The organism is uncultured Ferrimonas sp. (assembly GCF_947489035.1).
In the GTDB taxonomy this organism is placed as follows: Bacteria; Pseudomonadota; Gammaproteobacteria; order Enterobacterales; family Shewanellaceae; genus Ferrimonas.
Genome location: NZ_CANLCI010000002.1, coordinates 103,602 through 127,763, shown reverse-complemented (window position 1 = coordinate 127,763; position 24,162 = coordinate 103,602). Strand labels below are relative to the sequence as shown.

Below are 24,162 nucleotides of genomic sequence, written 5' to 3'. Positions count from 1 at the left end.
TCGATATGATCCCAGCAGAACGACAACGAATTATCTTAAGCATGCTTGAGGATAAGGAGATCTGTACCATCGGTGAACTGACCGACAAGCTGGCGGTTTCCCACATGACGGTACGTCGCGATATCGCCAAGCTGGAAGAGAAAGGCCGAGTGTTCTCGGTGGCTGGCGGGGTTCAGCGCATCGAAACCGTGCGCGAAGAACAAAGCCACAAGGCCAAAAGTACCCAAAACCTTGATATGAAGTTGGCGCTTGGCCGTGCCTGTATTGCCCAAGTGCCAGCGCAAGCCACCGTGTATCTGGATGCGGGCACCACCACCTTAGAGATCGCCCGAGCGATCGCCCACCGTGACGACATCTTGGTGATCACCAACGATCTGTTCATTGCGGATTACTTGGCTGAACACGGCCACTGTGAACATTACCTCACCGGTGGCCGCATTGATCGCGATAACCACTCTTGCATCGGCGACATGGCGGCGTCGTTTGTGTCGCGCTTGAATGTCGACGTGGCCTTTGTGTCAGCCACCTGTTGGGACCGACGCGGGATCTCCTCGCCAAGCGAAGGCAAGGTGATGGTGAAGAAGGCGCTTAATGGCGTCTCCAAGCAAACCATCTTGGTGTCGGATTCAAGCAAGTTTGGTCGCTCAGGTACCTTCCTAGCGATGGAAAACCACGATTTTGACATGATCATCTGCGATGAAAATCTGCCGGTAAGCTACAAAGAGTTGCTGACCCAGCTGGACGTAGAACTGCTGGAAGTGTTGGCGTAATGACCCCAGCCATCGTGGCAGCGAAGCGAGCCAAAATTCGCTTTCAAACCCACCAGTACCAAGCGGATCCGGCAGCACCGTCTTATGGCGATGAAGCCGCCAACGCCATCGGTCAGCCGCCCCAGCGGGTGTTTAAAACGCTGCTGGCCAGCGACGACAGTGGTCAGCTGTATGTGGCGGTTGTGCCGGTATCAGGGCAGTTGGATTTGCGGGCGCTGGCGAAAGCGGTGAGCGCGAAAAAGCTGTCGATGGCGGCAGTGGATCTGGCGCAAAAAGCCACCGGTTATGTGGTTGGCGGGATCAGCCCGTTGGCGCAGAAAAAACGCCTGCCGTTGGTGCTCGATGCCAGCGCGGCGCAGTTTGATACCATTTTTGTTTCCGCTGGCCGACGCGGATTGGAAATTGAGTTATCTGCAGAGGATCTGCTGCAATTAACCCGCGGCCGCTATGGGGCGATTGGCCGCGCTTAATCGGCGTAGACCAAGGTGCAGCACCAAGGCACAGCAGAGTGACCGACGGTAAAACTTGCCCAGCTTTTTAGGGCGAGTGCGCCGTTTACCGCCGCAGTAACCAGCCAAAGCTGGTGCCTTGCACCAATAGGCTAAACAACACCACCCCAAACACCATCGATTGTATTGTCCACCATCCGGGCAAACTGGTTGGCAGCGACAGCACCAGCGCCACCGCAATGGCCCCGCGCAACCCGCCCCAACTGAGCAGCAGAGGCCAACCTTGGGGCAGCGGCTGACCAACAAGGCTTAACAGGCCATGGCAGCAGTAAACCGAGGCAAATCGCGCCAGCGTGGCGGCCGCGATGGCGATGCCGATGGCCAAGTAGCGTTCAACAAACATATCCAGCGTTAACACCAACCCCATCAGGCAGAAGATCAGCAGGTTAAACAGCAGCCCAAACCAATCTAAGCCGTGGTTGAGTTGTTGGCATAAGGCCGGTTTGCGGCGGTGCAATAACCCTTGGCATAGCAGCGCGCTGGTTGCGGTGGCCATGATCCCCGAGACATGCAGTAGGTGCTCGGCGATAAAAAAACTGCCGAACGCCAACAACAACAGCGCCACCATCCCTTGGTTGTGATCGGCCAGCAGCCGCAACACGGCTGTGGCGAGCGCGCCGCACACCAAGCCGACCCCAATGCCACCAAAAAACACCAACACAAAGCGCAGTAGGATGGTGCCGATGGCCGGTTGCGCCATGTCGCCGTTGGCGATCGCCAGCACGATCCCAAACAGCACAATGGCGGTGCCGTCGTTGAGCAGACTTTCGGTTTCAAACAAGGTGGTGAGATCGGCGGGGGCTTGGCGCTGGGTTAAGGTTGCCACCACCGCAATCGGATCGGTGGCGGCCAAGATGGCACCGCCCAGTAAGGCGGTAGCAAGGGGAAAGGCACTGGGGTGGCCGATCCCAAGGTACAGGCCTACGCCGCAGATCAGGCAGGTTAACAGCACGCCAATGGTGGCCAGCAGTAACGCGGGGCTAAACCACTTTTTCAGCAGCGCTGGCTTTAAGTGCCACGCCGCTTGAAACACCAACAGCGGCAGCAGCAAGTAAAACACCTGATCCTGAACATGCTCGGCGCGCAGGCCGATGTCGAGCTGGCACTGGGTGATCACAATCGCCGCCAGTACCCCGCTGCCAAGGCAAGAAAGGGTGAGATCGAGCCGCGTCAGTCGATGTATTACGCAACCAACGGTCGCCATTAGCACAAAGGCCAGCACCTGACCGAGCAGTAGCAAGGTTGCCATCGATTCTCACCATCCGTTACTCAATAGCACAAGCATAGGTGAGCCCAGCAGAGAAGCCTCTGGCAGTCTGCGCTGGGCCTTGGTTTGCGTTCAGGACGGCAGCGGGTGGCCAAGGCGCTGACCAATAAGGGCCTAGTTGCCTACGGCATCCAACGCTTGAGCCAGATCGGCCAAGATGTCGTCGATGTGCTCAATGCCGATGGAAAGGCGGATCAGATCCTCACTGACCCCCGCCTGCGCCAGCTCCGGTGGCGATAGCTGGCGGTGGGTGGTTGAGGCTGGGTGGCACGCCAGCGACTTGGCGTCGCCGATGTTGACCAAGCGCAGGATCATCTGCAGCGCATCAATGAACTGACCACCGGCCTCAATGCCACCGTGGATCCCAAAGCTGACAATGCCAGAGGCTTTGCCATCGCACAGCCGGTTGGCGCTGGCGTAATAGGGGCTGGTTTCCAGCCCCGCGTAATTCACCCAGGTGACTTTCGGGTGTTGGCTAAGGTATTGCGCCACGCGTAGGGCGTTGTCGCAATGGCGCGCCATTCTGAGCCCTAAGGTTTCCAGCCCCTGCAAAATCAAAAAGGCGTTGTGGGGCGAGATGGCCGCGCCGGTGTTGCGCAGCGGCACCACACGACAGCGGCCAATGTAGGCTGCCGCGCCTAAGGCTTCGGTGTACACCACGCCGTGATAGGAGGGATCCGGTTGGTTAAGCATCGGGAAACGTTCGGCATTGGCGGCCCAATCGAATTTGCCCGAATCGACAATGATGCCGCCAACGGCGATGCCGTGGCCACCAATGTACTTGGTGAGTGAATGCACCACGATGTCGGCGCCGTGCTCAAAGGGGCGGCACAGAGCCGGGCTGGCCACGGTGTTGTCGACAATCAGCGGCACCCCATGTTTGTGGGCGATTTGCGCCAAGCGTTCGATATCAACCACATTGCCTTTGGGGTTGCCAATGGACTCGCAAAACAACGCCTTGGTATTGGCATCAATCGCGGCTTCGAAGCCGGCAAAGTCATCGGCGTCGATCAGCCGAGCTTCAATGCCTTGATTGGGCAGGGTGTGGGCAAACAGGTTGTAGGTGCCGCCATACAGTTGGCTGGTGGAAACGATGTTGCTGCCAACGCTGCAGATCGCTTGCAGCGCATACGTAATGGCCGCCATGCCCGAGGCCAACGCCAGCGCCCCGATGCCGCCTTCCATGGCGGCAACGCGTTGCTCCAGCACATCGGTGGTGGGGTTCATGATGCGGGTATAGATGTTACCGGGCACCGCCAAGTTAAACAGATCGGCGCCATGCTGGGTGTCATCGAAGGTGTAAGAGGTGGTTTGGTAAATGGGCACGGCGGCGGCTTTGGTGGTGGGTTCAGATTGGTAGCCGTGGTGCAGTGCGATCGATTCCAGTTTCATGGTCAGCTCCTTGATGGCGGTTAGGTGTCTACTATAACCACAAAAGAAGTCTGGGCGTCTAGCCATCTTCAAATGCAATGATAACTTCCATCAATTGATCCATGAATTAATTTGGCGCAGTTGCTGCATACGTATGCATGCTGCGCGTTGTTTAAGTGGTTGTTAAGCTGGATTTTTCTGTGTTGGAGTCTTCGTTATGCGCGCGTTATTGTTGGGCTGTTGCCTTTGGAGTGCGGCGGTTATGCCGGCAGCGGCCATGTGCCCCCAAGATTCAGATCCCACCCCATTGGCGCCGATCCCACTGAATGCCCAAGGGGAGTTTGTGCCAGCGTGGGCCAAACAGGCGATCTGGTATCAGATCTTCCCAGAACGGTTTCGCAATGGCGATCGCAGTAACGATCCAACGATGGCGGATCTGGTTGGCGCCGATCCGGCCGAGCCGCCGCAGCAGTGGCAAATTCACCCTTGGGGCAGCGATTGGTATCAACGCCAACCCTACGAGCTGGCCAATGGCGAGCCAGAGCTGTGGAAGCACCTATTGCGTCGTCGCTACGGCGGTGATCTGCAAGGGATAATCGACCAACTGGATTACCTTGAGCGGCTGGGGATCAACGCCATCTACCTGAATCCGGTATTCGATTCGCCGTCGCTGCATAAATACGATGGCGCCAGCTACCACCACATCGATCCCAATTTTGGCCCCGATCCCGCAGGCGATCGGGCGCTGATGGCAACGGAAACCCCGCTGGATCCGAAAACCTGGGTGTGGACCCAAGCCGATGAACTGGCGTTGTCGTTGATTAAACAGGCGCATCAGCGCGGCATTCGGGTGATCTTTGATGGCGTGTTTAACCACATGGGCATCAACAGCTTTGCCTTTCAAGATGTGCAGCAGCGCCAAGCGCAATCGCCCTACAAAGAGTGGTTTAACATCAACAGTTTCGATGGCCCCCAAAGCGAATTCGATTACGACGGTTGGTTTGGGGTGGCGTCATTGCCGGAATTTAAAGAGATTAACGGTGATCTGGCCATGGGGCCGAAGCAGTATGTCTTTGCCGCCACCGAACGCTGGATGAACCCGAAAGGGCAAGGGGCAGAGCAGGGCATTGACGGTTGGCGTTTGGATGTGGCTTTTTGCATCGGCCACCGTTTTTGGAAAGATTGGCGTCAACAGGTGAAATCCCTTAACGCCAACGCCTACTTAACCGCCGAGATCGTCGACAGCGTGGATAAGGTGAAGCCCTACCTGCAAGGGGACGAGTTTGATGGCGAGATGAACTACAACTTCGCCTTCACCGCGGCGGAGTTCTTGTTTAACCCGAAAGGCCAAGGGCAGATCAGCCCCAGTGCGTTTGATCAAGAGCTGGCCACCATGCGTCAGCACTACCCCAAAGGGGTTGCCTACGTTACCCAAAACCTGTTTGGCAGCCACGACAGCAACCGCATCGGCTCGCACATTGTTAACCGTGGGATCGGCAACTTCCGCGATTGGGGCCACTACTTTGGTTTATCCCAAGCGGCCAATAATCCCGATTATCAGGTGCGTAAGCCCAATGCCGACGAACAGGCGTTGCAGCGTTTGTTTGTGACCTTGCAGATGACCTACGTGGGCGCCCCGATGGTGTATTACGGCGATGAAGTGGGCATGTGGGGCGCGAACGATCCCGATGACCGCAAGCCGATGATCTGGCCAGACATCACCTATCAAGATGAAAAAACCAACGCCGATGGCCAGTTGCGCGCACCAGATAAGGTGGCGGTGGATCAGTCGATGTTGCAGCACTACCAACGGTTGATCCAGATCCGCAAGCAGCATCCGGCGCTCAGCCTCGGCAGTTTTGCGGCCATCTTAATTGACGATGACCGCGGGCTTTATGGCTACGAACGCCGTTATCAGCAACAACGCATTCGGGTGTGGTTGAATCGCAACAGCACGGCGCAGTCGGTGGCGGTGCCCGCGGGCACAGAGCTATTGCAACAGCGCGCGCTCAGCGCCGGTACGCTGACGATCCCCGCTCGGGGGGCGGCGGTGCTGTTGTTGCAATAACGGCCACTGAGCGCAAGCAAAAACAGGGGCCATTGGGCCCCTGTTTTGGTTGCTGCGGTAGCCTCGGCTCCCGCATTGCGGTTGCATCTACTGCGATTCAGGCAGGTGTTGCTGGGCAAAGGGCGTGGCTTCCATCGGCAGGGAAAACAGCAACCCTTGGCCGTAATCACAGCCAATCTGCATCACTTTTTGTCGCTGCTGCTCGGTATCCACCCCTTGGGCAATCACCTTCAGTCCCAGCTTATGGGCCATTAACACCATCGCTTCACACAGGTTCGCGATGGTTGGGCTGTTGTCGATGTCGGCAATCAGGGCGCTGTCGAGCTTAATGCACGCTAAGCCTTGGCGCTGCAAAGTGCTGAGCGAGGCTTGGCTGTTGCCAAAGTTCTCAACCACCAGCTGGTGACCATGTTGGGCCAGTTTATCCAGTGCTTGTTGTAACTGAGGTTCGGTGCTGCCTTGCAGTTGCTCGTTGATCAAGAAACACAGCTTCGGAGCCGAAGGCTGCAACAGCAGTTCGATGCTGTCGCTCTCTTCCAGCAGCAAGTTGGCGCACAGCGGCAAACAGATCGGCGCTTGAGGCCAGTAGGCCGATTGCTTCGCGGCGGACAGGATCATGGTGCCGTTGATCTTACTTTGCAGGCCAATCTCTTCCGCTAAAGGCATAAATTCGGCGCTATTGAGCAAGCCGCGCTTGGCGGAACGCCAACGGGTTTGGGCTTCCACCATGACGATGTCGCCACTGTCGAGCGCCACAATGGCTTGGTAGTAAGGCACAAACTGGTTGTGGCTGACGGCATCGTGCAGATCGACAATCATGCTGTGGCGTTTGCTGGACGCTTCCAACATCGATTGCTGGAAATAACAGGCGCGGTTACGGCCACGCGCTTTGGCCATGTACATCGCCTGATCGGCCCGTTGCAGCAGTTGGTCGTAGCCTTTGCCGTTGTCGGGGTAGGTGGCGATGCCGATACTGGCAGAGACGCGGGCTTCGTCGTTGTCAATTTGGTATGGCTGGCTCAGGCGCTCCAGCAGCAAATTGCTGACCTTGGCGGCGTCGCTGCCGGAGTTGATGCTGGTGAGCACGATAACAAACTCGTCGCCGCCTAAGCGGGCGATGATGTCGCTGTCGCGCACCGATTCTCGCAGGCGCTGCGAAACTTGGCACAGCAATTCGTCACCGGCTTTATGGCCTAAGGTGTCGTTGACCTCTTTGAACTGATCCAAATCAAGCAGCATCAGCGCCATTGTTCGTTGGTGCCGGTTGGAGTTTTTCAGCTCGTGTTCGGTCAGTTGCTGGATCACGTTGCGGTTATGCAGCCCAGTGAGCGTATCGAAGTGGGCCAATTGGGTTAATTCAACCTTGCGTCGCTGCAGCTCGCGGTTGAGCCGATAAACGTAGATCCCCGCCAGTAGGGTGATCACAAAGCCAGCAAAGATAAACCACACCGCTTTTTGGTAGCTTTGCAGCGCCAGCGAGTAGTTCTCAATGGAGTACATCATGTCGTTGAAGTCGTACCCTTCCGGCAGTAACCCCAGCTCGGCGTAGCGATCGGCGATGTGGCGCCAGCGCCAGTAGTTCATGTAGCCCGGCTCAACGTAGGGGATGTTCATCAAGCGGAACATCTCCCGTGCTTCAAAGCGCAGATGATCGGGGCTTAAACGTTGGCTGTAATCTTGGTAGATCAGCTGAACGATCTCCTCCTTGTGGCTCATCGCGTATTTCCAGCCTTTTACGGTGGCGTCGCGGAACGCTTCCACCAGGTTGGGATCTTGCTCTATCAGCTGGCTCGAGGTGTAAAAGTTGTCGCCGTAAAATTCAATGCCGGCCGAGCGGGGGCTAAAGACATTGAAGCGGATCTGTTGCTGCTGCAGTAGGTACAGTTCGTCGGTCGAGAACACCAGTTGCGCGTCGATGTCGCCCTTGATCAGCTTCTCAATGGAATATTCGATCGGTTGCGCTTGGTAATCGTTGGCATCCAACCCTTCGCGGCGCAAAAAGGCGAATATTTCATGATCGTATGAGGCGATGCTGAGCTTTTTATTGGCGAGATCTTGGGGGGAGCGCAAATCCGGACGTTCTAGGCTAACCAGCACTCGGGGGGAGTCTTGCAAAATGACCCCGAGGATCACCAGTGGCATCCCTTCGGCGTGTTTGATCATCACTTCGCTGCTGCCAAGGCCAAATTCGACTTCGCCGTCGGCCACCATCTGGTACACGTTGTCGCCATCGTGTTTTTCCCGAATGGTCACGTCCAAGCCGGCCGCTTCGTAATAGCCTTGCGCTTTGGCGGCGTAGTAACCGGCAGCTTGAAACTGGTGTTTCCAGTTTAACTGCATGGTGACCGACTGGGTGGCGCTGGCCACGGTGCTGGTGACTAGCAGGGTGAGCAGTAACAGTGATCTAAACATGAACAAATCCGCTGATCTCGAACCAATGTGCCCAACCAAATTCGGTAGAGCATACGGTTGAGCATTGTATCTGTTGCAGTGCTAAGCGACAGAATCGATTAACCGCCCTGTGATCTGGCTCAGACAATCGCTCGGTTTCGCTGGCAGAGTTGCGAGGCAGCAAGGGGGGGGAGGGCCGAGGCAGGGCCCGCCGCGAAAGGCATTCGCGGCGGCTGCTGTGTTGCTCAGTAGCTGTCGCTGTGTACCGAACGTACCGCGCGGCCAGAGGGATCGGTGATCTGGCTTAGGCTGTCATCCCAATCTAAGGCTTCAGGGGTCGAGCAGGCAACCGATTTACCGCCGGGCACACACCGAGCGCAATCGTCGTGGGGGAAGTGCTCGGCAAACAGCTGTCGGTACAGATAGGCTTCTTGGGTGGTGGGGGTGTTGTGGCTGAAGCGCTCGGCGGCGTTGGCCAGTTCGGCGTCGCTCACTTGGCCAGCGGCAAAGGCTTTCAGTTGATCAATCCACGAATAACCAACGCCATCGCCAAATTGCTCTTTTTGTCGCCATGCAACGGAATCCGGTAGGCAGTGGGCAAAGGCTTGGCGCAGGATCTGCTTTTCAATTTTGCCTTCGGTGATCAGCTTGGCATCGGGGTTGAGGCGCATTGCCACATCAATGAACTCTTTGTCTAAAAACGGCACTCGGGCTTCCACTCCCCACGCCGCCATTGCTTTGTTGGCGCGCAAGCAATCGTACCGGTGCAGCTGCGACAGTTTACGAACGGTTTCTTCGTGGAACGCTTGGGCGTTCGGGGCCTTGTGGAAATAGAGGTAACCGCCAAAGATCTCATCCGCGCCTTCGCCAGAGAGCACCATCTTAATGCCCATCGCTTTTATCATGCGCGCCATGAGGTACATCGGGGTGGCCGCGCGTACGGTGGTGACGTCGTAGGTTTCTAAGTGGTAGATAACGTCGCTGAGTGCGTCTAAGCCTTGCTGCACGGTAAAGTGCAGCTCGTGATGCACGGTGCCCAGCACTTCGGCCACTTCGGCGGCGGCTTTGAGATCCGGTGCGCCTTCAAGGCCGATGGCAAAACTGTGCAGTTGTGGCCACCAGGCTGGGCCTCGGTCGTCCTCTTCGACCCGTCGATCGGCAAACTTCTTCGCCAAGGCGGAGGTGATGGAAGAATCCAGCCCACCAGAGAGCAGCACGCCGTAGGGCACATCACACATCAGTTGCCGGTGCACTGCCGCTTCTAAGGCGTGCTGCAGTTGCGTTTGGTCGGCGGGGTTGTGCTGCACCGGCTTGTACTCTTGCCAGTCGCGCTGGTAGTAACGCACCGGCTCTTTACGGCGGGAGTCGATGTAGTGGCCGGGCAAACATTCGTTAATTTGCTGACAAGGGCTGACAAGGGCTTTCATCTCGGAGGCGAAGTAGCGGTTGCCGTGTTGGTCCTGCCCTTGGTACAGCGGGATGATCCCGAGGTGATCACGACCGACCAGATATTGCTGCTTGGTTTTGTCCCACAGCACAAAGGCGAAAATGCCGTTGAGCTTGTCGAGAAAGTCGGTGCCGTACTTCAGGTACAAGGCGATGATCACCTCGCAATCGGATCCGGTTTGAAATTGATAGCCAACCGCCAACTCTTCGCGCAGTTCGCGGTGGTTGTAGATCTCGCCATTGACCGCCAACACCACCTGCCCATCCGGGCTGTACAGCGGTTGGGCGCCAGTCTCGACGTCGACAATGGCTAACCGTTCGTGGGCTAAGATGGCGTGGTCGTCGGCGTAGATCCCCGACCAATCGGGGCCACGGTGGCGCAGGGTGCGCGTTAATTTGAGCGCCGCGTGGCGCAACTGCTGCGGATCGCTTTTCAGATCCACAATGGCAAAAATTCCACACATAGGGGCACTCCTGTTCATTGACTGCAGGTTGTGATTGCGGCGGTTGGTGGTGGGAAGTGGAGGGCTGCAATACAACGGGGTATAGCGCAACGTGCCATGATGTGCGGTTGAATCCAAGTTATGACAACTGCGACAAATGGCTCTGTTTATGGTTGTACATCATTCACTTATTGCATAAACACTAATGCTTTATTTGGGTGGCCACGGCGGCTTGAATGTGGCGGGCAAGAAAGGCAAAAACGGCGCCAAAGGCGCCGTGTGTACAAGCCGCGGTGCTTGCGGTGACCTAGCGGGCAGGGCGCAAGCGGTGGAACTCGCTGCTGGCATTAAAGCCGGGCCAGTCATCACTGTTGGCTAGGGCTTGGCCAGCGCCGTAGTACACCTGCATGTCCATTAAGGTGCCAGACAGATCCCAGTTAGGGCGGTAGGTATCACAGGGGTTGTGGTAACAGCCACGCATCTGCGCTTTCATCGCCACTTTGTAATCGGCGGTGGCCTGATCCCACGGCACGCTGCCGCCCCCGGCAAACACCGCCGGCACGCCTTTGGGCACAAACGAAAAATGATCCGAACGGAAGTAGCCACCAGCGCCGGGGTTGGCTTCGGCGGTAACTTGGCGATTTTGTGCTTGGGCGGCGCGAACCAGATAGTCTTCCAGCTGGGAATGGCCAAAGCCGACCACGGTGTAATCGCGGGTTTTACCGTAGACGTTGGTGGAATCGATGTTAAATACCCCCACGGTGCTGGCTAATGGAAACAGTGGCTTGGCGGCATAGTAGCGGCTGCCTAACAGCCCTTGCTCTTCGCCGGTTACGGCCACAAAGGTGACGCTGCGTTTGGGGGTAGGCGCGGCGCGGTAGGCGCGGGCGATCTCCAGCATGGCGGCCACCCCAGAGGCGTTGTCCATGGCGCCGTTGTAGATCTTATCCAGATGGCTGCCGATGTGATCCCAGTGGGCGGTGTACAGCACATGTTCATCGGCCTGCTCCGTGCCCGGCAAGGTGGCCACAATGTTGTAGCTGATGGCGGTGTCGGTGGTTTGCTGCAAGCTGGCGTTGGCGGTTAGCCCAAGAGCCACTTGGGTTGGGCGCTGCTGTGCCTGTTGGCTTAGGGCGGTAAAATCTTGGCCGGCTTCGGCCAGCAGGGCTTTGGCGCTATCTAGGGTGATCCAGCCTTCCAAGTCGGGGTGCGGATCTAAGCTGCCTTGCAGATCGAGCTTCGGCCCGGTCCAGCTGTTTTGCACCACGCTCCACGGGTACGCTGCGGGTTTGGTGTCGTGCACAATCAGCGCCGCCGCGGCCCCTTGGCGACCGGCCTCGGCAAACTTGTAATCCCAGCGGCCGTAGTAGGTCATGGTGTCGCCTTTAAAGTGGCTTGGATCGCCGCTGGCAAAGCCGGGATCGTTCACCAACATCAACACCGTTTTGCCGCGCACGTCCACATTGGCGTAGTCGTTCCAGTCGTGTTCTGGCGCGTTGATGCCGTAACCCACAAACACCACTTCGCTGTTACTGAGCTGCACCGAGTTTTGCTCACGGTAGCTGTTCAGCACCATCTGTTGGCGATATTTCAACGGCTGCTGGCCCAATTGCAACGTGGCATTGGTGGTTAAGAACCGCTGCATCGGCACGGCTTGGCGGTAACTGTCGCCATTCGCAGGGGCTAAGCCCATCTGCTGAAATTGGGTTTCGAGGTAATCTAAGGTTAAAGTTTCGCCGCGGGTGGTGGGCATTCGACCAAGATAGCGATCAGAGGCTAATTCTTTGATGTCGCGACGTAAGCGCTGCTCATCGAAAGATTGTTCCGAATTGGTAGAATATGAAACAATGCCGCACGCACTTAGCAGTGTGGTAGCAGTAAGCAGGGTAATTAGGCGCTTCATGGCGTAAGCTCGTTATTGTTATCAGAGAGTTAATCGCCGCTAAGCATGCCGCGCATTGCCACAGGGGTAAATAGCTGGGGTTAATTAAAGGTGTATGCGGTTGTGTCCACAACTGCGCCACCGTTCGGAGATGTTCATGAGTAGTACTACAACCAATCCTTGGCAGCATTCAGAGTCGGTGCCGTGGCAAAACAGCCCCGCCGCCGGTGTGATGCGAAAACGGCTGTACCATGTGGGTGCGAGCGAATCCGGGGTGGTGTCGTCCATTGTTAAGTACGCCCCCGATTCGGTATTTGCGCCCCATCAGCACCCTCAAGGGGAAGAGATCCTGGTGCTTGATGGCGTGTTCAGTGATGAACATGGCGATTATCCGGCGGGCACTCATGTGTTGAATCCCGATGGCAGCAGCCACTCGCCATTTTCAACAGCGGGCTGCACGTTGTGGGTTAAGTTGCGCCAATACGCTGGCGATGGTCGTCTACAGCACCGCCTAGATGGCAACAAGCTGAAGTGGCAACCATTGGCGCTGGGATCGTGGCAGAAGTCGCTGTATCAGCAAGAGGGCTTCCCAGAGCGAGTGCGTTTGATCAAGCTTGCTGCCGGCAGTGAGATGACCCTAGAAGGGAAAGCGGAACTGTTGCTGCTTAGCGGCGAGTTACGGGATCAGCACGGCGAGCACCGCAATGGCGCTTACCTGCGACTTGAGTGGCAACAACACAATGTGATTAAAGCGCAGCGTCAAAGCGAATTCTATTTGTGTCAATACTGATGGCTGCTGCGGTCATACCACATTGATCTCGCCCGCGTTGGCAAAGATATGATTAGGGCGGAAGGGAAACTGCTCTAACTGATCTTGATGAGTAACCCCAGACAGCACCAGCACCGTTTCCAATCCCGCCTGAAACCCCGCCAAAATATCAGTACTCATGTTATCACCGACGATGATGGTGTCGTTGGCGTGGCTGTCCAGATGATTTAACGCAGAACGCACAATCCACGCACTGGGCTTGCCCACATAAAAAGGCTGTTTGCCGGTGATCCGTTCTATGGGGGCACACAATGCGCCACAGGCGGGGCTGTGGCTGGGGCCACAGGTGTCTGGGTTGGTGGCGATAAAGCGGGCGCCCTGGGCAATAAACTTGGCGGCGCGGTGGATCATGTCCCAGTTGTAGCTGCGGGTTTCGCCAACAATCACAAACTCTGGGTTGATGTCGGTAATGGTGAAGCCATTTTTATACAGCTCGTGGGTCAGTGCGCCTTCGCCAACCACATAGGCGCGGCGTCCCTCTTGGTGCTTCAAAAAATCGGCGGTGGCCATCGCTGAGGTATAAAAGTGATGGGGTTCCAGTTCGATCCCTGCCGCGCCCAGCCGGTTGGCCAGATCGCTGTCGGTTTGCACTGGGTAGTTGGTTAGGCACAGGAGCTTATTGCCTTGCTCCCGCAAGCGGGCGATAAACTTATCGGCGCCGGGGATCAGCTGGTTGTTGTGCAGCAGTACCCCATCAATATCGCAAATTACACTTTTCATTGGTGCCCCTGTGGTGATCTGATTGCCCTTAGCCAGACTGTAGATGGCGAATGCCGGATTGGCGCTGTAAGTCACTCATTTTTCTGTTGCGGTGCCGGCGCGGGTTCTGTGCGCTGCTGCGGATAGCGGCGGCAGTTGTCGTTGATCTGTAGCCAACTGACTTGGCTGCGGGTGTGGATGTGGTAGTTGGGTGCCACTTGGTTGGGGTTATCCAAGCTGGCGATGGTAAGGGTTAAGTAATCTGGGTGATCCAGGTGGCGGTAGCTGATGCTGGCACCACAGTGTGGGCAGAAGCCGCGGCGGATCTTCTCGGAAGAGGGGTATTCAACGGGCGAGCGGGTCAGCCACGTGATCTGGCTGCGTTTGAAATCCATCCAACTGGCCAGCACGCTGCCGACGCTGCGTTGGCATTGGCGACAATGGCAATGATCGGCATCAAAGGGGGCGTTGCTGCTGTGGTAGCGAATGGCGCCACACAGGCAACCGCCGCTTAAGACTGGGGCAGGGCTCATGGCTTCCTCCAAGGCGAAAACAAGACCTAGCACTACCGCGATATGATGGGGAACGCAATAAAAAACCAGCCCCGCAATGGGGCTGGTTGAGTCGGGGCTGATCACTGAGCGGGCTGATTGGCGTTCGCCACTCATGCTCGCCACTCATGCTCGTCACTTATGCTCGCTATTCTGGTTCGTCACCACTGTTCGCTCTGGACGTACGTCATCCCCCCGTTGTGGGGGTCGCCATAAGGTGGCTTAGAGGCGGCTGCTGATGAAGTCGTAGATCTTGGCTTCGGCCGCTGGGCCTTCGGGGCAGTGGCCCGCATCGCCAAAGAACGCCACTTCAGAATCGGACGATAAAGCCGCAGTGGCGTGCATGTCCGCCGGGGAGGCAACCCGATCGGCCTTGGTGTTGATCACCAGCAGTGGCACTTGAGTGTGGGGCTTACCATCAAAATAGCCTTTGGTTTTCAGCGACAGTGGGATGGAGTAGCTGCCGGGATTGCTGAGCTCATCAAAGCGCAAACCGAAGCGGGCAAACAGCGAATCGACGCTCATTTTCGGCAAGAACTTAAATTTCTGCGGTTGGGTCAGTACCCCGTCCACTAACGCACAGCGCGCGACCGAGGCTTTCAGGCTTGGATTTTGCAGCACAAACTCCATCAAGCTAATGCCGCCGCCGGATGAGGTCAGTGCGGCTACGCGGTTGGCGTCCAGCAGTGGCGATTGCGCCACAAAAGCCAGCGCAGCGTTGTGAGCGGCGGCTTCATTGCCAACGGCCAATGGCAGTGTTTCGTTTAAGCCGCCGCCGGGCATATCGAAGGTTAATACCGCGTAGCCGCTGTCGAGGTAACGCTGTAATGAGTGCTGATGTTCAACCAAGGTTTTATCAACGCCGCCGGTCCATAAAATGGTGGCAACGGGGGCGCTGATGTTGGTTGGCAGGTGCAGTAATCCCGTTAGCTTGATGCCATTGGCCGCAGGCATGTTAACGATGTCTACACGCTGCTGTCGCAAGGCGCTAGCGCGAACGTAATGCTGTACTGATTGTTGTAAGGCTGCCCGTTCTGCATCGCTGCCGTGGTTTGGGTAAGAAGCCACTAAAAAGAGGGCGCTGGCACGTTGATGCAACGCGAGTGTCTGAGCTTGTTGGCTTGCGGGGGTGGCGTGCGCTTGGGCTGCGATCCGCTGCGCTTGCTGGCTCCATTCGTAGGTCCAGAAGCCATTTTCATTGGGGTTGATCTGATCGCGCAAAGCGGCGGTGCCATGGATGCGTGGCAGCACTTGATTGAGATCGTCTTGGGTTAATCCCAGTTGTTGCCAGTCGCTTAGACGCAATTCGCGATACCACGACTGTTGATCTGAATACTCTAATTGGCCGCCCCGAAAATCCTGATGTTGGGCCAGGTTGGTGGCGTTAGCGGTTGTGGTTGCTGATGATTGCGCCTGTGCACTTGGGTGCAGCAACAGCAGGGCGGTAACAGCGGCGGCGGTGTAGCGAAGTTTATTGGTCATCATCGGATTGGCACTGTGGTCGTTTATTGTTTGGTTTGACCATAAGGCTTGGGCAGTGAATAAGGTGTGAAGACAACGGTTCATTTTGCGCTGCAGGCGGCGACCGGATCGACAACCAAAAAAAACGGCTCCCGAGGGAGCCGTTCTTTTGCTTTGCGTTTAGCTTGCTGACGTTAAGCGACGCTTAGCGGTGCCATACCCAATCGGTGATCTCTTTCGGGTCTACACCGTGTTCTTTGATGTAGTTGCGGTGATCAACCAGCTTCTGCAGCATTTCGGTGGTGATTTCGATGTGTTGTGCATCGGTGATCACGCCTTGCTGGAATGCTTTGTAAGCCATGTCGATAACCAAGTGGTAACGAGAAGTACCGTTACGTACGCCCATGTCGAATGGGGTAGTGGTCGAACCTTCTTCGACGTAACCCTTAACGCGACAGCGCTGGATACCAGGGTAGTTGAACAACAGCTTGTGGATGGTGTTCGGGTAGCCGTGGTAGTTGATTACTACGCCTTTGTCTGCGGTGAAGAACTCATCCAGCATGTCTGGGTTCTGACCGTACTTGAGGCTACCGATGCCATCGGAAGTCAGCTCAGAGATGTTCACAAAGCGAACTTTCACTTTTGGCATCTTCTCGCGCATCAGTACCAGCGCCGCCATACACTCTTGGGTAACGTAGTCACCACAAGAAGCCAGTACCACGTCTGGGTTTTCGTCAGAAGCGAAGTCCCAAGTCATGATGCCTTCGGCGGTTTGCTTACGGGCTTCTTCCAGAGTCAGCCACTGTGGCAGCTCTTTCTTACCCGCAACGATAACGTTCAACTTGTCGCGGTCATCAAACGACTTTTCGGTGTAGCACAGGGTGCTGTTACCGTCTGCAGGCAGGTAAGCGGAGATGATGGTTGGGTGCTTTTCAAGCATGGCGCCCAGCAGCGATGGGTTCTGGTGCGAGTAACCGTTGTGATCCTGACGCTCCAGCAGCGAAGACAGCACTACGTTACACGCAGGAACTGGCTTACGGAACGGCACACCTTGCGAGGCGTACACGTACTTACAGTATTGGTCACACATGGAGGAAACCACCTGTGCAAACGCTTCGTAAGTAGGGAACATGCCGTGACGACCGGTTACGGTGTAACCGTGCAACATACCAAACAGCAGGTTCTCAGACAGCAGCTCCATTACGCGACCATCGCGAGACATATCTTGGTCCCACTCTTTGATTGGCCACTGCCAAGCACGAGAGGTCTCTTCGAATACCGCTTGCAGCTGGTTAGAGTAAGTTTCGTCTGGCGAGAAGATCCGCAGGTTCTTCTGCTCGGCGTTGAGGCGGAATGCATCACGCATCCATTCGCCCATCTTGTTCATGGACACGCCACGTTGACCACGGGCGGTTTCGGCGCCGTAAGACAGCTCTTCCAGATTTGGCTTGTTCAGTGGGCGAACCACTTCACCGCCGTAAGACAGGATCTGGCGACCAATACGCAGGTCTTCACGTGGGATCAGGGTTTTGATCTCGTCGTCAAACTCGATGGTGCCGTCAGCAGCGATGTTGTACAGCTCATCGAAGCCGTAGCTTTGCAGCCATTCGTTCAACAGACGCAAGTGCTCTGGGTTTTCAGCACACTTGTTGATGATCACCTGGTGAGATTCGCAGTTGCCTTCCAGTTTCTTACCGTTGGCTTCTTTAGTACCGGTCCAACCTTTGGCAGTACGCATCGCGATTACTGGCCACTTTGGCTTACATACGTCTTCGCCGCTGCGAGCACGAGTTTGGATGTCGGTGATGATTTCGTAAGCGCGGTCCATGGCATCCGCCATCTGCACGTATACGTCTTCTTCTTTTTCGTCATCAACAAACAGCACTTCGTAACCTAAACCGGTGTACTCCATGCGGATCTCTTCGTCGTCCATACGACCCAAGCGGGTAGGACCAGAGATTTTGTAGCCGTTGATGTGAAGAATTGGCAGAACCGCACCGGAAGTCTTTGGATCCAGCAGGCGGTTAGCGTACCAAGAAGCCGCCAGTGGGCCGGTTTCGGATTCGCCGTCACCAACCAGTACCACGTTGATCAGATCTGGGTTATCCAGTGCTGCACCAACACCAACAGACAGAGAGTAACCCAGTTCGCCACCTTCCAGGATCTGGCCAGGGGCTTCAGGGTTAGCGTGTGATGGGTAACCGTAAGCGGCAGAGAACTTCTCACAGATCTGCTTCATGCCCGCTTCTTTGTACGGGATGGTGTCTGGGTAGAAGTGAGACAAGGAGCCTTCGATAAACAGGTTTGCCTGTACCGCTGGGAAGCCGTGACCAGGACCTACCAAGTATAGGAACGGACGGTTGTGCTTACAGATCAGACGGTTGATGTGAGCGTAAACAAATGAGATGCCAGGACAGGTGCCCCAGTGACCCAGCAAGCGCGGCTTGATGTCTTCGTGTTGCAATTCGTTCTGCAGCAGAACGTTTTGCTTCAGGTAGATTTGTGAAACGGACAGATAGTTACTGGCACGTACCAGTTTTTTCAGTGCGCCAATTTCTTTGTTATTCGCCATGTCGATAGCTCCTTGAACGTAATCTCGCGGGTAATAAAGACCTATTCATCTTAGACCGTTATCTGCGAGTTAAACTTAGGTTGTGTGAAAGAGCGTAAGGGATGATTTGCTCAAAAAAGTGGAGCTAAATCACATCCGCATAAATCGTGAAGAATTGTTATTTCTCTGGGTGTGGCGGTGTATTTTCACAAGATTGCACAGGGCTGTTGTTAAGGCGAAATTGAGCCGCTGAGAATGATTTCACTCGCTTCTTTGACGACCTACAACGGCCGTGCTGAGGCGTGACTTCTGTGTGATGGGGTGAACAGCGACAGGGCGCAGACTGACCAAGGTAACCGAGTTATAGTGGCCCCGTTGAGCGGCATGATGGCCACGGCGGTTGGTTGCTGTGGCAAGCCTGCTGCAGCGCGGTTACAGCCACGGTCGCTATCGGGGAACGGGGCAGCGAAGAGTGGCTTGGAATGCGGTATTGGACTTATTTTGAGAACAATGGCTGTAATTTTAAGAACAATAAAGGGAGCATTTTCGGGATCCATACCCATTAAGGGCAGGGGGGCCGGCAGAGCGTTACGGCGGTAACGGGCTCAGCCAGTTCGTGCTTGGCGCCAAAAATGAGATCTAAAACTGTGAAACCCTGTTTGCGATGTGATCTTGATCGTCATTCATTTGGCTTTTTTGATGAAAAAAACAGCGGCATTGAGTTGAAAGCCAATAGACCAATGTCTGAGATGGTGATCTGGATCACGCACGCTGATTGCTGGTTATTATCTGGGTTGGGTTTTATTTGCTCAGCTTTGCACATTGTTTATTGCGCTCGCGTAACGGCTTTGGCTTTTTTCTGGCGCTGCACGCCAATGAGCGGCCTTACTGCCGCCATTTGGGCAGCAATGATCACCCTCAATACGGCAGAGATCTAATGGCGTCGATAAATGGGCCTAAAAAAATGCCGAAGCGAGCGGCTTCGGCATGAACGGCATCTCTTGCCAGGGCGTGAGTTAACCAGACCGGCTGAGGTGAGCAGCTGGAGACCCGGTGTTAACCTTTATAGTGGCGTGCGGTTAATTGACTGAGGGTCACGATCATCTCAACCGCCTGTTCCATTTGGGTCAACGAGGCAAACTCGTGCTTACCGTGGAAGTTGTAGCCGCCAGTAAATAGGTTTGGGCATGGCAGGCCTTTAAAGGACAACACGGCGCCATCGGTACCGCCCCGGATCGGCTTGATCAGCGGCTCAATCTGCAGCTGTTGCATCGCTTGTTTCGCTAAATCGATGATGTGAGGGTGCGGTTCAACCATCTCTTTCATGTTGCGGTAGCTTTCTTGCCAGTCCAGCTGGCAAGGAATGCCATTGGCGTTAAATGCCGCCACTTGCTGTTGCAAGAACGCCTTGCGCTCGGCCAAGGAATCCAAGCAGAAGTCGCGCACAATGTAGCTCAGGCTGGCGGTCGCGGTGCCGCCGTTGATCGCCACCAAGTGGTAAAAGCCTTGGTAGCCTTCTGTGTGTTCAGGGGTTTGCGCGCACGGCATCTGCTGATGAAACTGGGTGGCGAGCGTTAACGCATTAACCAGCTTGCCTTTGGCGGTGCCGGGGTGTACTGAGTTACCGCTAAATTCGATGGTGGCGCTGGCGGCGTTGAAGTTTTCATACTCCAGCTCCCCCACGGGGCCACCATCAATGGTGTAAGCCCACTGTGCGCCAAACTTGGCCACATCAAACAGGTTGGCGCCACGGCCAATCTCTTCATCTGGGGTAAAGCCGATGCAGATGTCACCGTGAGGCAACTCCGGCTGGGCTTGCAGCTGCACCATCGCGGTGATGATCTCTGCGATGCCGGCTTTATTATCCGCCCCCAGCAAGGTGCTGCCGTCGGTGGTAATTAAGGTTTGGCCAAGCAGTTGCTTCAGCACCGGATATTGGCTTGGGCAGAGCTGCTCACCACGGTCGTTTAACGCAATCGTGCCACCTTGGTAGTTTTCAATCAGCTGCGGCTTTACGTTCTTGCCAGAGGCATCCGGCGCGGTGTCCATATGGGCGACAAAGCCGATGGCTGGTACTGGGTAGTCCACATTGCTGGGTAATTTCGCCATCACGTAGCCGTTGTCGTCGAGCGACACATCAGCAAACCCGAGCGCAGTAAGTTCTTGGTATAGCGCCTTGGCAAACACCATTTGACCAGGGGTGCTGGGCACGCATTGGTTGGCGGCATCGGATTGGGTATCAAAGGTAACGTAACCGAGAAAACGATTGAGTAAGGCGTTCATAGCAACCTTGGCTAATGACAAAATTAGGGCGGTATTATGCCAAGGGCAGTGGTTCAGGCTGTTTGAGGGGGATCACACAAATACAACTGCTCACCACCGACCCCGTTTATTGGCCGGTGGTGGTGGCGGCGTTAGTTCTTAAATTGCACACATTGCGCCAGCGGGGCTCGGCTGGTTCGGGCGTTATTGGCGGCCACGTCAGGATCTTCATAGCCAAATGAGATCCCAACCAAAATCCCTTCTTGTTCGGGAATGCCCATGACCTCTTTCACCAACGGCGGGAAGTAGGCCAGTGCCCCTTGAGCACAGCTGGCAACGCCGTGGGCTTCCATGACCAACATCAGGGTTTGTAAGTAGACCCCAATATCGAGGCTGTTGACGATGTCGTACTCTTTATTCATGCAGATAAAGGCCACGTGTGGGGCATCAAAAAACTGGTAGTTTCGTACCAAAGCGCCCATTCGGCCGCGTTTATCTTCCCGTGGGATCCCCATTGCGCCATACAGCGCTTCAGCACATTCCACTTGCCGAGTTCGATGTTCACCGGAGAATTTACTGAAGTAATCAAATTCGGCTTTAGGCGGGGTGCCGGCCATGATCTGCTCAACCAAGCCCTGTCTGAGTTGATTGCAGCTGTTGCCACTGGCGACATAGGTTTGCCATGGCTGGGTATTGCAATTGGACGGTGACAGCTGCGCCTCGGTGAAGATCTGCTCTAAGGTTGCGCTATCAATGGCTTGGTTGGTAAAGCCTCGCACCGAGCGCCGACTGCGTAGCAGCTGCTCTAAGGTGGCTTCAGAATAAGGGCGGGTCATGGCAATGCTCTCCGTAGCGATTTGCTTCATCACAGCACAACCGCTCCTGACTGTAAAACGCTCGTTTGAACGTGACCGTTGTGAGCCAAATTCAAAGCTGCGGCAAATGTGACCGTTGGTAGCAGAAACTATCGTTTTTACAAACGGCTTTATCCTAGTCAATTGTTAATGTTATGTTGTGCTCTAAATCTTTAGTCGCATGTCCCAATAACGTTGACTGGTATAAAAACCAAACGGTTAGGGCAACAAAATAACAAAAGTAATCGGTGTTCGGGTGGCATAACCACCGGTTCAAATTGCCAATAAAGAGGTTCTACATGTTTTCATCTGTGCGGCAAAGGATGAGCCGCAAACGGCAGCAATTGGATGCAGCAAAAGTAAGCCTTGAGGGGCAGCAGCAATTAAAGCGGCTGGGTTGGCACAGTGCCAAGGGCGGCTTAGCGTTGATCCTGCTCTTTGTGGCCGCATTTATGTGGAGCAATCTGGACAGCCCATTGTCGTTGCCGGGTGAATATCACGGCCCCAGCCAAGTGGTGATTGATGCCAACGGACAACCGCTGTCTGCGGTAGTGAATAACCAAGGTTACTGGCGTTACCCCGTCAACATTGATCAAATCTCCCCGTTATTGATTGAGGCGTTGTCGGCACAGCACCAAAGCGTCTTTGCTGGTGTGATTGGCTTTGATCCCCTGACCGTAAAAACCGCGGAACTGTTTTTCCCTCAAGCGGGCATGTGGCAGAGCCACGTTCGTACTCTGCAGCTAGAACTGGCGTACAGCAAAGATGAGATCATGGCGCTGTACCTTAATCACGTTCGCTTAGGCGGCAAGATTGAAGGGGTGCAGGCAGCCAGTTATCAATTCTTTGATAAACCGGCCTTAGCGTTAGAGCATCACGAAGTGGCGTTGCTGCTGGCACTGGCGAAATACCCGAAACGCTATCGTCTGGATAAGTTTGCCGATCGAGCCAAGGTTGAGCGGGATCAACTGATCAACGAATTTGGCGACGAGCAGCTGTGGACCCAAAAACAAGTAAACCGTGCTCTTGGTATGCCGGTCGCGACGGTTTCATTAGCGTTGCCGCAGATCGCCAGCCAATACGCCAGCAAGGTGATGCAGGATAACGATGAAACGGTGATCCGCAGCAACATTGATGCGGTGATCCAAGCTGAGCTAGAGCGCTATTCACAAGAATTTGCCGATAAACAGGTGAACGGCTCTAGTATGGCGATGCTGATGATGGATAACCAAACCAAGCAAGTGATCGCCTACGTCGGTAACTCGCCCGGCCACGACAGCACCGACATGGTGCAGGCGATGCGCTCCCCGGGTGACATGCTGAAACCGCTGGTTTTTGGTAAGGCGTTGGATGAACGCTTAATTCACTCTGAATCGTTGCTGGCGGATGTGCCTCGCCGTGGTTATTTGCGTGATGTGGCTGACGGTTTTGATGAATTCATCGGGCCGGTTTCCGCCAGTGAAGCCCTGCAGATGTCATTGAACGTGCCTTTCGTGCAGTTGATTGAAAACATTGGCGAGAAGAAGTTTCTGAAATCGTTAGCGGCGGTTGGGCAGCCATTAGAGCTGAGTGATTTTGGCTTGTCACCACGGGTACTGCTGGGGGAAGCGGAAACCAACTTGGCGCAAATGGTGCAGTTGTATGCTTCTTTTGGCAGCCAAGGCAATGTGGCACCACTGCAATATTTACCGGCGGCTGAGCGCCCCGAGAACAAACGCTTTATGAGCGCGGAATCGGCTTGGATCACTTGGAATACGCTTCGTGAAGCGCCGGTGCCAGAGTACGTGTTAGCGCCAAAACCAGCGGTACTGGGTTGGAAAGCGGGTTCCGGTTGGGCCAGTCGTGATAACTGGGCGATTGGGGTTACCCCCTCCTTTACCCTTGGGATCTGGGTTGGGGTACACGATGACATCTATTCGAGCCCAGTCAGCGGCCGTGATAACGCCGTTGCCTCGTTGATTGCGATCACCGCAGCGATGGAAGAGTATCGGCCTCTGGGTAAGCTGTCTCGCCCTCGTGGGGTAAAACAAGAAGAGATCTGTTGGCCGGATGGTCGCAGCCGTGGGGTGAACCTGTACGGCTGCGATCGCCGCAAAACCGCATGGACGAAAAATGGCGATGCACCGCGCACCTTATTAGCTGGGCAGGGCAAAGGCTGGTTCCGCAGTCAAAAAGGGATGTACGTTGACAGCATTACTGAAAAACGCTTAAGCCGCGGCTGTTATAAGAACCGCGCCGAGTACACCACCGCAACGTTATGGCCACGGGTGTTAGAGCCGTGGTTGCCAGAGCGAATGCGCCGTGCCAAACGTTTGCCTGATTTTAATGATTACTGTCCCAACATTCCGATGGAAAGTAACGAGCTGGTGGTTACGGGCATCGCCCCACAACAGGTGTTCCACCGCATCAACAACAAGCGGTTGCCACCATTAATGGTGCAGGCGTCCAGTGCGAACGGCGATGTCGAGTGGTATCTCAATGGCGAATCGATTGCGGATGGCAACTTGCTGGAGCTGAACTTAAATCGTCTGGTTGATGGCCCACAGCAGCTGGTTGCCTTGGATGAAAAAGGGTATTCGTTGCAGATCCCATTTGAGATGGCCAAAGCGTTACCGGAACCGGTTAAGGTGGCCCCCGCGGCGGCTGCAACCGTGCCGACCGCTGAAGGTGACGACGAACAAGCCTATGAGCCAGTAATACTGTGATCACCGAGAAGTGCGGCTAAGTTGCCGCAAACGGTTATTTGGCTCGAACACAGAAAAGCCGACGCACACTGCGTCGGCTTTTTTATTGCCGTGAGGCTCTCCC

General features: G+C 55.5%; 17 protein-coding genes. 6 read left to right on the top strand and 11 right to left on the bottom strand.

The genetic code is table 11. The features are described 5' to 3' along the window. Nucleotides 1-5: 5 nt before the first annotated feature. Both Q0796_RS01850 and ybaK read left to right on the top strand, forming a co-directional pair. Nucleotides 6-770 (top strand): DeoR/GlpR family DNA-binding transcription regulator, encoded by a 765-nt coding sequence (locus tag Q0796_RS01850; RefSeq protein WP_298439680.1) that lies wholly within the window; start codon nt 6-8, stop codon nt 768-770. Further along, nucleotides 770-1,240: a Cys-tRNA(Pro) deacylase gene (gene ybaK / locus Q0796_RS01845; RefSeq protein WP_298439678.1), complete on the top strand. Its 471-nt coding sequence runs from the start codon at nt 770-772 to the stop codon at nt 1,238-1,240. The genes Q0796_RS01850 and ybaK overlap by 1 nt, the downstream gene beginning before the upstream one ends. Nucleotides 1,241-1,325: 85 nt before the next feature. Here ybaK and Q0796_RS01840 read toward each other — a convergent pair whose 3' ends face one another. Both Q0796_RS01840 and Q0796_RS01835 read right to left on the bottom strand, forming a co-directional pair. After that, complete coding sequence (locus Q0796_RS01840; RefSeq protein WP_298439676.1) at nt 1,326-2,528, bottom strand: sodium:proton antiporter; 1,203 nt, start codon at nt 2,526-2,528, stop codon at nt 1,326-1,328. A 132-nt stretch (nt 2,529-2,660) separates the two neighbouring features. Continuing rightward, nucleotides 2,661-3,938 (bottom strand): aminotransferase class I/II-fold pyridoxal phosphate-dependent enzyme, encoded by a 1,278-nt coding sequence (locus tag Q0796_RS01835; RefSeq protein ID WP_298439674.1) that lies wholly within the window; start codon nt 3,936-3,938, stop codon nt 2,661-2,663. 196 nt (nt 3,939-4,134) lie between these two features. Here Q0796_RS01835 and Q0796_RS01830 point away from each other — a divergent pair, with 196 nt between their 5' ends. Then, a complete protein-coding gene (locus tag Q0796_RS01830; RefSeq protein ID WP_298439672.1) occupies nt 4,135-5,985 on the top strand; it encodes an alpha-amylase family glycosyl hydrolase in 1,851 nt (616 codons plus the stop codon). Between the two features lie 87 nt (nt 5,986-6,072). Here the strand turns inward: Q0796_RS01830 and Q0796_RS01825 are convergent, their stop codons facing one another. The 3 genes from Q0796_RS01825 to Q0796_RS01815 form a co-directional block, all read right to left on the bottom strand. Continuing rightward, nucleotides 6,073-8,397, bottom strand: coding sequence for a diguanylate cyclase (locus tag Q0796_RS01825; RefSeq protein WP_298439671.1), 2,325 nt, complete (start codon nt 8,395-8,397; stop codon nt 6,073-6,075). Between the two features lie 224 nt (nt 8,398-8,621). Continuing rightward, on the bottom strand, nt 8,622-10,286 hold the full coding sequence (gene asnB, locus Q0796_RS01820) for an asparagine synthase B (RefSeq protein ID WP_298439669.1): 1,665 nt from the start codon (nt 10,284-10,286) through the stop codon (nt 8,622-8,624). Nucleotides 10,287-10,572: 286 nt separating this feature from the next. Continuing rightward, nucleotides 10,573-12,168: a M28 family metallopeptidase gene (locus tag Q0796_RS01815; protein WP_298439667.1), complete on the bottom strand. Its 1,596-nt coding sequence runs from the start codon at nt 12,166-12,168 to the stop codon at nt 10,573-10,575. A gap of 136 nt (nt 12,169-12,304) precedes the next feature. Here Q0796_RS01815 and Q0796_RS01810 point away from each other — a divergent pair, with 136 nt between their 5' ends. Further along, nucleotides 12,305-12,937, top strand: coding sequence for a cupin domain-containing protein (locus Q0796_RS01810; protein WP_298439666.1), 633 nt, complete (start codon nt 12,305-12,307; stop codon nt 12,935-12,937). Between the two features lie 12 nt (nt 12,938-12,949). On the opposite strand, the gene Q0796_RS01805 is transcribed toward Q0796_RS01810, so the two are convergent. From Q0796_RS01805 to Q0796_RS01790, 4 genes are all read right to left on the bottom strand, one after another. Then, complete coding sequence (locus Q0796_RS01805; RefSeq protein WP_298439664.1) at nt 12,950-13,696, bottom strand: HAD-IIA family hydrolase; 747 nt, start codon at nt 13,694-13,696, stop codon at nt 12,950-12,952. Between the two features lie 71 nt (nt 13,697-13,767). Continuing rightward, nucleotides 13,768-14,208, bottom strand: a complete 441-nt coding sequence (locus tag Q0796_RS01800) for a GFA family protein (protein WP_298439662.1) — start codon at nt 14,206-14,208, stop codon at nt 13,768-13,770. Between the two features lie 240 nt (nt 14,209-14,448). Then, entirely contained in the window at nt 14,449-15,792 is a 1,344-nt protein-coding gene (locus Q0796_RS01795; protein WP_298439660.1) for an alpha/beta hydrolase, read from the bottom strand. A 100-nt stretch (nt 15,793-15,892) separates the two neighbouring features. Beyond that, on the bottom strand, nt 15,893-18,259 hold the full coding sequence (locus Q0796_RS01790; RefSeq protein ID WP_298439658.1) for a phosphoketolase family protein: 2,367 nt from the start codon (nt 18,257-18,259) through the stop codon (nt 15,893-15,895). 611 nt (nt 18,260-18,870) lie between these two features. Between Q0796_RS01790 and Q0796_RS01785 the strand changes: the two genes are divergently transcribed. After that, on the top strand, nt 18,871-19,176 hold the full coding sequence (locus tag Q0796_RS01785) for a hypothetical protein (RefSeq protein WP_298439656.1): 306 nt from the start codon (nt 18,871-18,873) through the stop codon (nt 19,174-19,176). A 118-nt stretch (nt 19,177-19,294) separates the two neighbouring features. Here Q0796_RS01785 and pepT read toward each other — a convergent pair whose 3' ends face one another. Both pepT and Q0796_RS01775 read right to left on the bottom strand, forming a co-directional pair. After that, nucleotides 19,295-20,521 (bottom strand): peptidase T, encoded by a 1,227-nt coding sequence (pepT, locus tag Q0796_RS01780; protein ID WP_298439653.1) that lies wholly within the window; start codon nt 20,519-20,521, stop codon nt 19,295-19,297. A gap of 131 nt (nt 20,522-20,652) precedes the next feature. Next, nucleotides 20,653-21,336 carry a nitroreductase gene (locus tag Q0796_RS01775; protein ID WP_298439651.1) on the bottom strand — a complete coding sequence of 228 codons (684 nt, stop codon included), beginning with the start codon at nt 21,334-21,336 and terminating at the stop codon, nt 20,653-20,655. Nucleotides 21,337-21,653: 317 nt separating this feature from the next. Between Q0796_RS01775 and Q0796_RS01770 the strand changes: the two genes are divergently transcribed. Next, complete coding sequence (locus tag Q0796_RS01770) at nt 21,654-24,059, top strand: transglycosylase domain-containing protein (protein WP_298439649.1); 2,406 nt, start codon at nt 21,654-21,656, stop codon at nt 24,057-24,059. The last annotated feature ends 103 nt before the right edge of the window (nt 24,060-24,162 follow it).

Excerpts from the sequence above, each read along its gene's own strand:
- Q0796_RS01785 (WP_298439656.1), top strand. The coding sequence starts at position 18,871 with ATGAGATCTAAAACTGTGAAACCCTGTTTGCGATGTGATCTTGATCGT.
- Q0796_RS01775 (WP_298439651.1), bottom strand. The coding sequence starts at position 21,336 with ATGACCCGCCCTTATTCTGAAGCCACCTTAGAGCAGCTGCTACGCAGT.
- ybaK (WP_298439678.1), top strand. The coding sequence starts at position 770 with ATGACCCCAGCCATCGTGGCAGCGAAGCGAGCCAAAATTCGCTTTCAA.
- pepT (WP_298439653.1), bottom strand. The coding sequence starts at position 20,521 with ATGAACGCCTTACTCAATCGTTTTCTCGGTTACGTTACCTTTGATACC.
- Q0796_RS01790 (WP_298439658.1), bottom strand. The coding sequence starts at position 18,259 with ATGGCGAATAACAAAGAAATTGGCGCACTGAAAAAACTGGTACGTGCC.
- Q0796_RS01810 (WP_298439666.1), top strand. The coding sequence starts at position 12,305 with ATGAGTAGTACTACAACCAATCCTTGGCAGCATTCAGAGTCGGTGCCG.
- Q0796_RS01770 (WP_298439649.1), top strand. The coding sequence starts at position 21,654 with ATGTTTTCATCTGTGCGGCAAAGGATGAGCCGCAAACGGCAGCAATTG.
- Q0796_RS01850 (WP_298439680.1), top strand. The coding sequence starts at position 6 with ATGATCCCAGCAGAACGACAACGAATTATCTTAAGCATGCTTGAGGAT.
- Q0796_RS01830 (WP_298439672.1), top strand. The coding sequence starts at position 4,135 with ATGCGCGCGTTATTGTTGGGCTGTTGCCTTTGGAGTGCGGCGGTTATG.
- asnB (WP_298439669.1), bottom strand. The coding sequence starts at position 10,286 with ATGTGTGGAATTTTTGCCATTGTGGATCTGAAAAGCGATCCGCAGCAG.
- Q0796_RS01835 (WP_298439674.1), bottom strand. The coding sequence starts at position 3,938 with ATGAAACTGGAATCGATCGCACTGCACCACGGCTACCAATCTGAACCC.
- Q0796_RS01815 (WP_298439667.1), bottom strand. The coding sequence starts at position 12,168 with ATGAAGCGCCTAATTACCCTGCTTACTGCTACCACACTGCTAAGTGCG.
- Q0796_RS01805 (WP_298439664.1), bottom strand. The coding sequence starts at position 13,696 with ATGAAAAGTGTAATTTGCGATATTGATGGGGTACTGCTGCACAACAAC.
- Q0796_RS01825 (WP_298439671.1), bottom strand. The coding sequence starts at position 8,397 with ATGTTTAGATCACTGTTACTGCTCACCCTGCTAGTCACCAGCACCGTG.
- Q0796_RS01795 (WP_298439660.1), bottom strand. The coding sequence starts at position 15,792 with ATGAACCGTTGTCTTCACACCTTATTCACTGCCCAAGCCTTATGGTCA.
- Q0796_RS01800 (WP_298439662.1), bottom strand. The coding sequence starts at position 14,208 with ATGAGCCCTGCCCCAGTCTTAAGCGGCGGTTGCCTGTGTGGCGCCATT.
- Q0796_RS01840 (WP_298439676.1), bottom strand. The coding sequence starts at position 2,528 with ATGGCAACCTTGCTACTGCTCGGTCAGGTGCTGGCCTTTGTGCTAATG.